This is a genomic window from Dictyobacter aurantiacus (assembly GCF_003967515.1).
GTDB classification, from domain to species: Bacteria; Chloroflexota; Ktedonobacteria; order Ktedonobacterales; family Ktedonobacteraceae; genus Dictyobacter; species Dictyobacter aurantiacus.
In genome coordinates this window covers 254,043-267,430 of the sequence record NZ_BIFQ01000002.1, presented here as the reverse complement: position 1 = coordinate 267,430, position 13,388 = coordinate 254,043, and the positions used below count along the sequence as shown (strand labels likewise).

General features: G+C 53.3%; 11 protein-coding genes. 5 read left to right on the top strand and 6 right to left on the bottom strand.

Annotation, left to right across the window (positions count from 1 at the left end; translation table 11 throughout):
- The 3 genes from KTT_RS25980 to KTT_RS25970 form a co-directional block, all read right to left on the bottom strand.
- On the bottom strand, window positions 1-2,115 hold the full coding sequence (locus tag KTT_RS25980; RefSeq protein WP_126600277.1) for a TOMM precursor leader peptide-binding protein: 2,115 nt from the start codon (window positions 2,113-2,115) through the stop codon (window positions 1-3).
- Window positions 2,116-2,302: 187 nt separating this feature from the next.
- Window positions 2,303-2,659, bottom strand: coding sequence for a hypothetical protein (locus KTT_RS25975; RefSeq protein WP_126600275.1), 357 nt, complete (start codon window positions 2,657-2,659; stop codon window positions 2,303-2,305).
- A gap of 539 nt (window positions 2,660-3,198) precedes the next feature.
- Window positions 3,199-3,408 carry a hypothetical protein gene (locus KTT_RS25970; protein WP_126600273.1) on the bottom strand — a complete coding sequence of 70 codons (210 nt, stop codon included), beginning with the start codon at window positions 3,406-3,408 and terminating at the stop codon, window positions 3,199-3,201.
- 408 nt (window positions 3,409-3,816) lie between these two features.
- Here KTT_RS25970 and KTT_RS25965 point away from each other — a divergent pair, with 408 nt between their 5' ends.
- Complete coding sequence (locus tag KTT_RS25965; RefSeq protein ID WP_126600271.1) at window positions 3,817-5,685, top strand: ATP-binding protein; 1,869 nt, start codon at window positions 3,817-3,819, stop codon at window positions 5,683-5,685.
- Window positions 5,686-5,711: 26 nt separating this feature from the next.
- Here KTT_RS25965 and KTT_RS25960 read toward each other — a convergent pair whose 3' ends face one another.
- Both KTT_RS25960 and KTT_RS36565 read right to left on the bottom strand, forming a co-directional pair.
- Window positions 5,712-6,773, bottom strand: coding sequence for a Gfo/Idh/MocA family protein (locus KTT_RS25960; RefSeq protein WP_126600269.1), 1,062 nt, complete (start codon window positions 6,771-6,773; stop codon window positions 5,712-5,714).
- A gap of 147 nt (window positions 6,774-6,920) precedes the next feature.
- Window positions 6,921-7,283: a hypothetical protein gene (locus KTT_RS36565; RefSeq protein WP_126600267.1), complete on the bottom strand. Its 363-nt coding sequence runs from the start codon at window positions 7,281-7,283 to the stop codon at window positions 6,921-6,923.
- 121 nt (window positions 7,284-7,404) lie between these two features.
- Between KTT_RS36565 and KTT_RS25950 the strand changes: the two genes are divergently transcribed.
- From KTT_RS25950 to trpA, 3 genes are read left to right on the top strand one after another with little or no spacing between them, the layout of a single operon-like run.
- The gene (locus KTT_RS25950) at window positions 7,405-8,595 is read left to right on the top strand and encodes a sugar-binding transcriptional regulator (RefSeq protein ID WP_235845876.1); all 1,191 of its coding nucleotides are present in this window, start codon (window positions 7,405-7,407) and stop codon (window positions 8,593-8,595) included.
- Window positions 8,592-9,848: a tryptophan synthase subunit beta gene (trpB, locus tag KTT_RS25945; RefSeq protein ID WP_126600265.1), complete on the top strand. Its 1,257-nt coding sequence runs from the start codon at window positions 8,592-8,594 to the stop codon at window positions 9,846-9,848. The genes KTT_RS25950 and trpB overlap by 4 nt, the downstream gene beginning before the upstream one ends.
- Entirely contained in the window at window positions 9,769-10,581 is an 813-nt protein-coding gene (gene trpA / locus KTT_RS25940; RefSeq protein WP_126600263.1) for a tryptophan synthase subunit alpha, read from the top strand. Before trpB ends, trpA begins: the two co-directional genes overlap by 80 nt.
- Before the next feature lie 120 nt (window positions 10,582-10,701).
- Here trpA and KTT_RS25935 read toward each other — a convergent pair whose 3' ends face one another.
- Window positions 10,702-11,316: a TetR/AcrR family transcriptional regulator gene (locus KTT_RS25935; protein ID WP_126600261.1), complete on the bottom strand. Its 615-nt coding sequence runs from the start codon at window positions 11,314-11,316 to the stop codon at window positions 10,702-10,704.
- Window positions 11,317-11,465: 149 nt separating this feature from the next.
- Between KTT_RS25935 and KTT_RS25930 the strand changes: the two genes are divergently transcribed.
- On the top strand, window positions 11,466-13,253 hold the full coding sequence (locus KTT_RS25930) for an MFS transporter (RefSeq protein WP_126600259.1): 1,788 nt from the start codon (window positions 11,466-11,468) through the stop codon (window positions 13,251-13,253).
- The last annotated feature ends 135 nt before the right edge of the window (window positions 13,254-13,388 follow it).

The following is a 13,388-nucleotide window of genomic DNA, read 5'->3' as shown; positions in this document are numbered from 1 at the left end:
CTACACCTCGCTTCGGATCAAAAGGACGCGTACTACAAAGGGGAAGATCTCGGCTAACGCTGGATCGTGATCCAGAGGCACCACGCAAGCGTAGAGATGGTGTGAGCGCAGTTTCTGGAGCAACCATGTCAGACGATCCGACCATGCAGCGGGGCATGGATAGTCTGGTATGCTGACCTGCTGGCCGCGCAGGTTCCGGGGAAGATCGATTGGTGGCGTGACGGCGTAGGCGGGCTGCTGATATTGTATGGATTGATAATGTTGCAATACACGTTGCATTCCCACCTGCAACGCCTGTGTCGCCTCGCAATGCGTACTGTACGCGATGATCCTATCGTCCACACAGAAGGCAAAAGTAGGGACGCCCAGCGGCCCCGTTACATTGTAGATCTCAAGTTGTACATCCGCTATCTCTAAGAGCCGGGCGAGATGTGTTCCTGTCGCTGATAGTGCCGTGTGTGACAGGTCAACGCGCGGATATGGCTGTGCGGATGCCGTCAGCTGCTCAATGGTCAGGTGATGGCACCAATCCAACAGGCCATGGCAGGCCGCCTCATACCAATCCATGCCAGACGCGGTGCCGCGAGGCAGCGCTATCTCTCTTTCGCGCTGGTGTAGCGCGTAGAAGACCTGTGGCGCGGGCACGAGGCAGGCTCGGGCGCTATAGAGGTTGAAGGCCCAGGTCCACAGCTCATCTGCCTGTGCGAGGGGGGCTGGATCGATGAAGCGATCGGGCGCTATCATCGGCTCTGCTTGCTGGCGCGCCTGTTTAGTCGTCAACAGACGCCGCTGATCCACGATCTCTGCCAGGTAACGCTCACAGGCGGTCCGGGAGGCGTATAGTCCGGACGCCGTGGCATCTAGGTCCGCGGCGGTGATCATGAGCGGCTCTCGCAGGTGCTCTAACAGCATCGGGTTGGAGACGTTTACCTGAAAAACGGTCAGCGGCATCTGCACAAAGTTCTCGGCACTCGTGAGCGTAAAGAGTCCGAGCCGCTCATCGGTACAGGGCATGATTGAGTTAAAGAACTCCTCGGCATCGATGGCTGGACGGCATTGTAGGGACCGCAAGCGATCGAGGAATTGAGGGGTGGTCGCGGCGACTGGAGCTTGATCGGCCTGGCAGAGCGGATGGGGCTGAAACGCAAGGCTCTGGCTCTGGAAGGTCGCGAGGTCAAGATCGATGATCGGTGTGTCTTCCTGCGCATCGCCGATCCGAGTGCAATAGCGGAAAAGCTCAAACAGGAGCCGATTGGCGATCAACCCGGCGGTCGATCTGGTAACACACGGCGGCTCGACCGGGTCTGCTGGTTGCGCCTCAAAGGCGTAACGAGGTAGCTGGTCACTGAGCGAGATAAGATTGGATTGGAGGCGCCGCCATGCGCACTCCCAGCAGCCTTTTGCCGCCGGATGCACCAGGGGACCGATCCAGACATGGTTATCGATGACGATTGCCTGCATCAGGACGCGTTGTTGATGGCGACACAGACGGTTGAGCAGCCGGGCCCGCGCCAATACAGGTTGATCGGAGACGTAGAGTACCGCATCAAAGTCCTGGATAAGGTGCCGCAGAGCCGCCTCATCATCCCAGGGCAAGGCGTCTACTTCTCGTATGGTCTGCTCGGGAGCGGACTTTGCGTGCCGCATGGTGGGCGCTGTTGCATCCACGCCGATATATCTGATACCCTGTTGCAGACTGGCATCTACCAGCGCAGAGAAGCACAGGCCAGAGCCGATGAGCAGCAGGCGCTGTCCAAGGAAGCGCATCAAGCTACGGGCGGCGTTTTCTTGAAACGATGCGATGAAGGCCAGGTCCGGGGCATACGCGTCCCGTTCAGACAGGGGAACGCTGAGCGGTTGATCCTGCTCTGTATTACGCAAAAAGTGATGGGCTGATAGCTTCTCGATCAGGTTCACGATCATCTGCCGCTGATCAGCATTCAAGCCATCGGTAATCTCTTCAACGGACGCTCCACCGTCGAGGATGGGAATCAGGTGTTGTAACAGGCCATACAGACTTTTCCCCTTGAGCATCAGCCCACCATGATTGTTGCGCAGATAGATACCATCCTGAAAAGGGATGTAGCAGGTATCAGACTGGAATTTTGGCCGCATCTTTTCTACCAACCTATCTTGATCCGAAGCCGTATGCCTGACAAGGTATCAAGCGCTTCTCTTATCGGGGATACATGAGTGCTCCCACACGGGTGTCCGCCTGCGCGACCGCACCGGGTTTTTCTATGGTGTATGGGGGCGCAGTGCGCCCCCATACACCATAGAGTTGTACAACGGATGCTCATCACTAGCCGCAGGCGCTGCAATCACAGCCACAGCCGCAGCCACAACCACAGTTACAGCCACAGCCACAACCACAACCACAACCACAACCACAACCACGGCAGCCGCCGCATTTACAGCCGCAGTTGCCACAGCGATGATGCCCACAACCACAGTTGTGTCCACCACACTTGCCACCACAGTTCACAATGATAGGTTTTTGGCACTGACCACCACACTGACCACCACACTGACCACCACTGCAGCCAACCTCTGTAACCTGGACCTCTTGCAGGTCCTTGTCATCTAGGTCGATGAAATCTACGAACTTCTTAGATAGCTGTTCAGCTCTGGTGCGGATCTCAGGATCACTGTGATTCATGATGGGAACTCCTTTCTGTATTGCTTGTGGATCCAGTATCTTTCGGCTTGCTATGATGCCAGGCGTGCCTGTCCGAGATTCCTACTATCAACAACCTACGTAAACGGCTGGACGAGCGTTATACACAGGAGTTTGAATCAAAACTGAACACGAGTACATTATTAAGGAAATCACAGCTAAATAATGTACTATCCAAGGCTAAAATGACATACCGGGTAGAGGCAAGTCAAGGCGCGTCTGGTTGCCTGTGGCTAGCGAATAAATAAAATGCGCGCGAGGATGGTGGGCAGTAACTCATCCGCCATAATAGGGATGCGATCTACCCGTTTTTTCATAAATGTCGCAATTGCCGAAGGCAAATGGGGCAGGTGGACACGATTCAAGTGTAGCCCAGAAAACAGATTTTTGGGGGCGTATCAAGCGGTTCCCTGGGCATTGTGGCTTGATTATTGAGTAGATGCATCGAGGGCCACGCGCGAAGATTGCATGGATGGGATGATCTACCCAGGGCATACTGGCAGCGCAGGGCTGCCAGCGCATCAGAATCCAGACATATGATTGGCAATCAAGGTACGCAGGTATTCTGCTGTCTCTTGTTCTGTCATTTCGGGATGAAGGTTGCGGATATCGATATTACCTCGTGCTCTCCGGATCTCTTTGATATCATCTGCGAAGTTAATATGCTGTGGTATAAAATTGTTTTCCTCAATTGATGATTTCTGCTCTCGTGATGCCTGAAAAATTCCCATCTTGCTCTATCCTTCTACTGCTTCACCATTGTTTTTAACTATAAAAAACGGCCGCGCTCATTTAGATGAACGGCCTGGTTAAAAAAAAGTTGGCGGAAACGCGCTTAAGTGTGGCTATACTCATCCAAATGAACGGCGTACTATGTTTAATGGTTGGTGCGATCTATAGTTTGCACCAACCATTAGTATTCTATGAATAAGTATAAGAGTGGCAACAAATGAAGGCTCACCCCTGTCCATAGGTGACATAAAATCGATAGCGGCTATGAAAGCGCTCCCATTCCTGGGCCAGTCCCTGCAAGATTTTCTGTATCCATTCCAATTGTCAGGGTGATGAGGTTGCCTGCATATCTGTGAGGCGTGGTATGGTGTGTATATCATACGAGATATGTAGAAAGGAGGGATGAGGTGGGCAAGCGCATACGACGTGTTTATCAGAACAAGGCGCGTCAAAAACCAGCGATCTTTGGAAAAGGCACTGAGCCCGCGAGCCCCTTCCAGGAAGATGGATGGTGGGAGCAGTGTGAACCATTTCTGGAATTTTTTCCCGAGGGGGTAATCGCATGTGATCGAGACAGCAAGATCCAGTTGATCAATGCCGAGGCACGCAAAATTTTTGAGATCGACTCACACGAAGAATGGCATAATGCTGAATTCGAGCGCTTTTTTCAATTCTACACCATTAGCGACGAGCAATTGCGGCCGATGCATATACAACCATGGCTACAGTCGCTGTTTGAGGAGCAGCCAGCCGCTCATTCATATAGCTATCCTACATATGGTTATCCCATCTTCTTTCGTACCCCATCTGGCACGCGTTATGCCAGCATTCTCTACTGTTCGGCGCTGCTTGACCGGCGGCGTGAAGTAATTGGCATTATTGCCGTCTTCCATCAGATTCAGAGCCGCTATCAGAAGGCTCTACACCTGCAAAGGGTGTATGAAGCCATCGTTAGCATCACCGAGGCGCTTGAGCACATGCCTGATATCGCCAGCCATCCGCTACCTGAAGAATCGATTCTGCTCTCGCCCCCGGTATTATTTGTGGCGCAACAGGTTGCCGAGGTTATTCACAATATCCTGGATTGTCAGCGCGTGGCCCTGCTGGCCTTCAGATTGCCAACCGACCTGATCTATTACGTAGCTGGCAGTGGTCTGACATCCGAGCAGGAGCAGTATCTTCGTGAAAGAGGGGGCCGATTACAGCTCTCTGAATTTCTCGATGAGACGAAGATCATGCATCTCGGCGCCAACCAGGAGGTCCTGCTCACCAGCGATCAGTTATATCGCTCGCTTATCTTTCCCTCGGATACGCCGGTTGAAAACCTCTTGCTGGTCCCCTTATTTGTGGAGCAGCGCATGGTTGGTATGATTCAGATCGTCAAGGCCAGGTTGAACGATGAATACACACCAGAGGAGATCGAACTGGTCAAAGTTGTGGCCGGGCACACCATGCTGGTCATTGAATGTATCTGTATTTTAAAGGAACGATCCGAGGCCCAGACGAAAGAGTTCATATTGAACGAGATCAAGCAGCTGACGACCGATTTTCTGACGATTGCCGCGCATGAATTGCGCACCCCGCTGACGGGCATTCTCGGCAACATCCAGCTGGCCCAGCGCCGGGTCGAATCCCTCAAACGCCAGATGCCAGGCTGCCCCGAGGCGCTGGTCCCACATTTCACCCGCGTACAGCAGCCATTGGAGGCGGCTGCCCAGAGCGCCCGCGTGCAGCAGCGCATGATCAATGACCTGGTCGATGACGCGCGCATCCAGTCCAATCAACTCACATTGATGCTGAAGCCCTGCGACCTGAAAAAGATCGTCACACATACAGTGGAGATGCTGCGACAGGACGCGCCGGATCGTGCCATCTCTCTGATCACAGAGACCGTGGAGCAGCCGATAATCGTGCGGGCCGACAGTGAAAGGATCGCCCAGACGCTAACCATCTATGTGGAGAACGCCCTGCGCGCAACGAATATAGCGCAGCCCATCTCGGTGCGTGTCACGGTTGAAGAGATGACGACCCATGTGTATGTACACAGTCAAGGGCAGAGTCTCAATGCTGACGAACAGGCTCATCTCTGGGACCGCTTCTATCGGTCGAAAGAGGGCGCCATCCAACACGAGCTAGATTTGAGTCTTGGCCTGGGCTTCTATCTCTGTCGCGAGTTTATGAAGCGCCAGGAGGGTGACGTCGGCGTGATCAGCGATCCCTCACATGGAACGACCTTCTGGTTCTGCCTGCCACTCCTCCTGCTGCCCAAAAAGTAGAATATTAGTAGTGTGGTCGGATATATTTAGAGACCGGCGGGCTGCTGACGACCTGATTTTACCGCTTCCTGAATCAGGATGCTGAGATAGTGATCCTGCGAGGCCTGCGCCAATCCGTAGAACTCCACCCCCTCATCGACATAGATAGCCATCTTCTCCAGGCAGGTCGCGATCGCGATCTCATCGTCGCTCAGGCGTCCAGGGATGAAAGGATTCTGGTAGATCCACTCGCTGCCCGCCATGATGCCTTTGAGGTAGTAGCCCTCAAGGTTGCCATACTCGCCTGCGTTCTGGCGCTGCAACTCGAATGAAATGGGGGTGCGCACATCCTGCAGGTAGCGCACCTCGCGGTTATTGATCTCACCACGCTCGCCGCGTACCAGCAGGCGCGGTGAACGTATCCAGGAAAAATACTGGTCGTCGCAGAAATCGTAGATGCCCAGGCACCCACCGAAATCGAGCTCCGCGATCACCTGGCGCGACGGTTGGGTCTCCTCCTGTGTTGGAGGGCCTGATCGATCGGGACTCGCGACCAATGGGGACTCAAAGGAACGGGCGGTAATCGTGGGCAAGGCGAAGCCGACGCCCAAAAACTGGCGCAGCAGGCTGATGCCATGGTAGCCATGCGCCACCGAAATCTGCACCTGGCTGATCTGTCCCAGCCGTCCCTCCTGAACCAGCCTCAGACGGGCGGCATGCAACGGCTGAAACTGATACTGCTCGGCCACCTGGACCTTCGCGCCCGACTCGATCAGCGGCCGCAGGGAGCGCAATCCTTCTACATCTGGTGCGGGAGGAGTCTCAGCCAGCACCGGTATCTGCCGCTGGCTGAGCTCGTGCATCAATACCGGCGTCGTTGCCCACGGGACCGACAGCACCACAAAGTCCAGCTTCCCGGCATTGAGCAGATCATCCAGGGTACGGAAGGTCGGCACATCCCATTGCTGCTCGAACTGTGCGCCCTTCTCGGCATCACGCACGACCACGCCGCTGATATGGAAACGCTGCGGAAGCGCACGAGCGATCTGAACAAAAAAAGTGGAGCGCCAGCCGCCCCCGACGATACCAAAAACAATACGTCTCTGCATAAATCTGCCTCCTTGCGGCGCGCTACGTTCAACACTAACCATGCGAGAGAGAAAACGATTACTCTCCGTCAGTATGGGGTTTGAGAAGGCTGATTGTCAAGGGAGCTGTATTATTCTTGCTGGCAAAATGTTGAATGGTATCCGTGGTTATGAAGGTTTTTGACCGTCGCCCACAAACTGCAGGGCTTCCTGAGCCAGGGCGAGCCAGGACACCTCGGACGTTGGTGCAAGCACCAGCCATTCTTTCATCAGGCGGCCATCGTGGCGCGGGTCGAAGCGCTCTCCGTCTCCACTTATAATGAGTTCATCCACCCTGGATCTGGGAAGCTTTACGACCAGGTTGCCTCTGACAAGCATAGCGAAGATTTTGTTTTGAAATTTGAGGGCTGAAGAACCAAAGCTTTTCCTGGCCTTTGCGCCCTCTTCAGGTGGTTGTACTCCTGGATAGGTCAGGAGTTCCCCAACGACGGCGGCGAAGCGTTCTTCAGGTTTTGGAAATGAAGCAGTCATAATCAAATAATACCTCTGTATAAGAATTATTCAGGCATCGGTAGATGGATATGAAGCGGGATGTATGCATGTATGTATAATTCATCTAGATACATTATATACTTTTATTGGAGAAAATAATATGGCCAATCTTTCCTCATCTCCGAAATCTAGACGTATTGGCTTGTGCCCCATGGGAATTTTGATGCTGTTCTTGCTCATCGCCTATCTGAATTATCATTTTACTGCCCTAGAGACTGGCGAGAAATCGAAAGAAATGTTATTATGTAAATGTACAATATTTCATTGCATGTACATTTGTGCAAGCACGCGTGGGAGAGAAAAAATGACCGAGATGCAGAACGAAAGGAGACGACTACTGGTTAAAATCAGTCGGCTTTATTATGAAGATGGACTCAATCAACAGGATATTGCCAAACGCCTGGGTATTTCGCGACCTCACGTGAGCCGCATGCTCGCTACCGCAAGAGCTGAGGGGATTGTCAATATCACGATTAATAACCCTTATTCACGAGAGCAGGACATTGAGCAAGAACTCGTAGAGGCATTTGGCATTCTCGATGCGTTTGTCGTCAGCATGGAAGAAGCTTCTGAACAAAGATTTCTTCAGCAACTCGGACGTAATTGCGCAGCACTTCTCGAATCTGTGCTCAAGGATAACGATATCGTCGGGGTTATGGCCGGGCGCACGATCGCTGCTATTGCCGCTGAAGTAGAGTATTTTGAGCGAGATGCGTTACAGTTTACGCCTCTGGTTGGTGGCTGGGGGTCTACTGGATCAGCGTTGCATGCCAACTCGAATACGATGATGTTTGCTGAAAAACTGAAATCGACCTACTGGCTTCTCCATGCACCCGCAGTTGTTGCCTCACAGGAAACCAGAGAGCTTTTGATGAAGGAGCCGGAGATAGCCGGTGTGCTTGAGATTGCTCGGAAGAGTACTGTGGCAATTGTCGGCATTGGCCAGGTCTCAAACGAGGCAACGATTGTCCAAACCGGCTACTTTGGAGACTCAGATTTGAATGATGTTATCCAAAGAGGAGCTGTGGCAAACGTATGCGCGTCATTTCTCAATGGAGAAGGAGAGAGCATCCCTTTTTCAGCACAAACCAGAATGATTGGCATTGACATAGCAGCGTTGAGACAACATACCAATGTCATCGCTGTTGCTGGTGGTCAGGACAAAGTCGAAGCAATCACAGCGACGCTGCGCGGAAAATGGATTGATATTCTTGTGACGGATCTTGAGACGGCACAACGAGTTTTAGCGTTTCATAAGCGCTGGCAGCTACCAGGGAGGGGAAACAATTGAGTAGGAATGGTTACTATGGGCCCTATGGAGGAATGTTTATTCCTGAGATTCTGTACCCTGCTTTCCACGAATTACAAGCAACATTCACTGAAATACAACAGGATGCGGTGTTCTGGCAGAGCTATCAGGAGAGTCTGGCAAACTTCTCTGGTCGCCCAACGCCGCTTACCTACGCCGCGAGATTAACCGAGTACTTTGGCGGCCCCAGGATCTACTTGAAGCGAGAAGATCTGAATCACTCAGGCGCGCATAAGCTGAATAACGCTCTGGGCCAGGCGATGCTCGCGAAACGCATGAAGAAAACACGTATCATTGCCGAAACCGGCGCCGGGCAGCATGGAGTAGCCACTGCTATTGTAGCAGCGAAGTTTGGCTTACATGTAACCGTGTACATGGGAAGCGAAGATATCGAACGCCAGTATGCGAATGTTTTTTGGATGAAACGCTTCGGCGCGGAAGTGATTCCGGTGGAAGCCGGTTCTCGCACCCTCAAAGATGCGATAAATGAGGCGCTCAGGGATTGGGCTTCGAATTTTGAAACAACCCATTACGTGTTAGGAACCGCCTCAGGTCCCCATCCCTTTCCAGCGCTGGTAGCTTTTTTTCAATCGATCATTGGCAAGGAGGCAAGGGAACAAATCCTTCAATTGGAAGGCAAGCTTCCCAAACGTGTTTATGCCTGTGTGGGAGGAGGTTCAAATGCGCTGGGAGTCTTTCAAGCGTTCATGCCCGATGAAGCAGTTGAACTTATAGGAATAGAAGCTGGAGGAGAAGGACCGACAACCGGAAAACATGCTGCCCGCCTCGCGTACGGACAGGGCAGGATCGGTATAGCCCAGGGGTACAAATCCTTCTTTCTCCAAAATGAAGACGGACAAATGGTAGATACCTATAGCATTGCAGCTGGACTCGATTATACAGGGGTGTCACCTGTTCTCGCCCATTTAGCGGAACAGGGACGAGTGCGCATCGAAGCGGCCACCAATGAGGAGGTTCTGCAGGCCCTACAACTGGTCATGGTCAGAGAAGGTATTGTTCCTGCACTTGAATCAGCCCATGCGTTTGCAGGAGCTTTTCGGGAAATCCAACAGTGTTCACAGAACGATTGTGTCATCATCAACCTCTCGGGCAGGGGCGATAAAGATATTTTTACCATAGCGGAAGGATTAGGCGATGAAGGATGGAAAGCTTTTATCCAGCGAAAAAACACACAATATCAGCACGCTTGCTCAGGAGATTCTGGAAAAGCGTAAAGGGAAGCCTATTTTACTGATGGCGCATCAAATTCTAGGCTATCCTGATTTCGAGACGAATTACGAAATGCTTCGTCTGTTCCAGGAATGTGGAGTGGACCTGGTGGAGTTACAGATTCCTTTCTCCGAGCCCATTGCGGACGGTCCACTGTTCCTGAAGGCCAATCAGAAAGCCCTGGAACGGGGTGTGACTGTGGAGCAGTGTCTGGATTTTGCCCAAAAAGTCACCAGAGATTTCTCTCTTGCTTGTGTTTTCATGACCTATTACAACATTTTACTCCAATATGGAATCGAACGGTTTGTTGAAACAGCCAGGTCGGTTGGAATCCGCGGGCTGATTGTGCCTGATGCATTCCCCGAGGAGAGTGAAGAATATTTCGCTGCCTGCAGGCAAGAGCAGATCGATCCTATTCTCGTGGCTACTCCCTACACACCGGTCAAGCGCTTGGAGTATCTGGCGAACGAGACGGAAGGATTTTTGTATTGCGCTGCTAGAAAAGGCGTCACGGGCTCCAAAACGTCTTTTGGTGATGCGACAACAGATTTTCTTTCCCGCTGCCGTCAGTACGCATCCACTCCCATTGCAGTTGGGTTTGGCGTTCAGCACCCAGAGGATGTTCGCTATCTTGTCAATAAAAGTGACATTGCCACTGTAGGAAGCGCAATACTCAACGTATTGGAGGCAGAAGGAACTCCAGGCGTCAGGAATTTTTTGCTTTCTCTCAGGCCTTGAGCGGGCGAGGGCACGGGGTCGCTGCGCGACAAAAGCCGGGGCGAGCCCAAAAAGCCGGGGCGAGCCCGGCACCTACGAGAGGGGTGGAGGGAGATAGGGATGGATGGGATGATGTAACGTTTATGGATGTGGGCGCAGGGTACGCCAGGCGGCGCGACCGAGCTCTTGCTGGATGTGGGCGAAATCGATCTGCTGGCGCGACTTGAGCCAGCGACGCAGGAATTCCCGGCTGGGTCCAAAGAGCAGGGGCATATAGATCTGGTCTGGATAGAGGGCGATGCGTCCCGTGTCGATCATGGGACGCAGCCAGGCCATGATGTGCTGGGAGATGGCATCGGATGATTGTTGTAGAGACTGCACCTGGGTGCTCAGGTATTCGGTGCTATCGGCCTGAATGAGGAACTGGCCCAGTTCGGGATTATCCGTGAACCAGGCGACGTAGGCGGCGACCAGGTCCTTGATCGTGTCCTCCAGCGGCTGTCCCGGCCTGTTCATGATAGGCTGTAGCCGCTCATTGAGCTCTTTGCGCCCTTCCAGATAGAGAGCCAGGGCCAGATTCTCTTTATTTTCAAAGTGATGATAGATACTCCCCGTGCTGGCGCCAGACAACTGTCGAATATCCTCCATGGTTGTTTCCGTGTAACCTCTGGTGGCGAATAGCTTAAGGGCCGCCATCATGATGCCCTGCCTGCGTAGCACGGTCGTTTCGCGGCGATAGGAGGCACTTTCAACCATAGCATCTGCTCCTTATTGATATGCCAGGATTTTATTTGCACAACATTGTAACATAACCTTGACTAGAATGCTATTCTAGAATATCATTCTAGTGATAGATATATCTCTATTGTCTTCAAGCACTACATATCCCTCAGGAAGGAGCGTTCATGGATACGGCGACCTCAAATGTGGAAGCGAATGAAAGGCGGCGTGTGTCGCGATCACAGAGACCGGTAGGTCCTCATTATAAATGGGTAGCGCTCACCAATACGACGCTGGGCGTACTGATGGCCAGCATCGATGCGAGTATCGTATTGATCTCGCTGCCTGCCATTTTTAAAGGCATCAATATTGATCCACTCGCCCCGGGCGAGTCCAATTACTTCCTCTGGATGTTGCTGGGCTACATGGTAGTTACAGCGACCCTGCTGGTGACCTTCGGGCGCATCTCCGATATGTTTGGACGTGTGCGTCTATACAATCTGGGATTCGCCATCTTCACCGTTGGCAGTATCCTGCTCTGGCTCACCCCTGGCACCGGAAATACCGGGGCACTGGAACTAATCATCTTCCGCTTCGTGCAGGGCATTGGCGCTGGCTTTCTGTTCTCAAATAGCGCGGCCATTCTCACGGACGCCTTTCCGGCCCATCAACGCGGCTTCGCGCTGGGCATCAACCAGATTGCGGCCATTCTGGGCTCGGTTATCGGCCTGATCCTTGGTGGCATCCTCTCCTACTTCAGCTGGCGGCTGGTCTTCCTGGTCAGTGTCCCGGTAGGAATCGTTGGTACCGTCTGGGCTTATCTCATGCTGCGCGAGGTCGCGACCATTCGTGGCAAGCAGAAGATCGACTGGGCCGGCAACATCACCTTCGCCATCGGCGCGACGGTGCTTTTGCTGGGTATCACCTATGGGATCGAACCATATGGTGGCTCGCCTATCGGTTGGGGCAATCCCATGGTGATCGCGGCCCTGGTTATCGGTGTGGTGCTGCTGGCCACCTTCATTTGGATCGAACTGCACGTTGAGGATCCGATGTTCCGGCTGGATCTGTTCAAGATCCGCATGTTTGCCGCCGGAAACGCCAGTAGTTTCCTGGGAAGTATCGCTCGCGGTGGACTACAATTTATGCTCGTCATCTGGCTGCAGGGCATCTGGCTGCCACTGCACGGCTACAATTACGACGTCACCCCATTGTGGGCCGGCATCTACATGATCCCGCTCATGATCGGCTTCCTGCTGATGGGTCCACTGAGTGGTTACCTCTCCGACCGCTTTGGCGCGCGCATCTTCTCGACCGCCGGCATGCTTATTCAAACGGTCAGCTTTCTGCTGCTCACGGTCTTGCCCGCCAACTTTGATTACATCTGGTTCGCGGTTCTGATCTTCTTCCTGGGATTGGGGCAGGGCATGTTCTCATCGCCCAACACGTCCTCAATCATGGGTAGCGTACCAGCGGAGCAGCGTGGCGTCGCCTCAGGCATGCGTGCCACCTTCCAGAACTCGGGTTCAATCGTCAGTATCGGCGTCTTCTTCAGCATCATCACCGCTGGACTGGCCGCCGCCTTGCCGAGTACCCTTGCCGGTGGACTGACCCACGCGGGTGTGCCCGCCACGGTTTCTGACAAGATCGCGCATCTGCCCCCCACTTCGGCCCTGTTCGCCGCCTTCCTGGGATATAACCCGATGCAGACCTTGATCCCGCACAGCGTATTGACGGCACTGCCCGCTGCTAACCAGAGCAATCTATTGGGACATAGCTTCTTCCCCAATCTGATCTCCTCGCCCTTCATGGTCGGCATCCACAACGTCTTCTACCTCTCAGCCGCCATGTGTCTGGTAGCTGCCATCGCCTCGCTACTGCGCGGCAAAGCACAGCAGGATGATGGCACGAGCGTCAGCGAGCGGACCGATACCCCTTCCGAAGAGGTTCCGGCCTCCAGCCGAGCCCGCTAAATAACACTGCTCAACATAGATAGAGAGATAGGACACTATCACTTACAGCGTGGTAGTGTCCTATCTCTCTATCTATGTTGTCCCACCTCCTAAAAAGCCAATTCAGTTCCACGCGATTTCTCAGCCGGCCAGTGT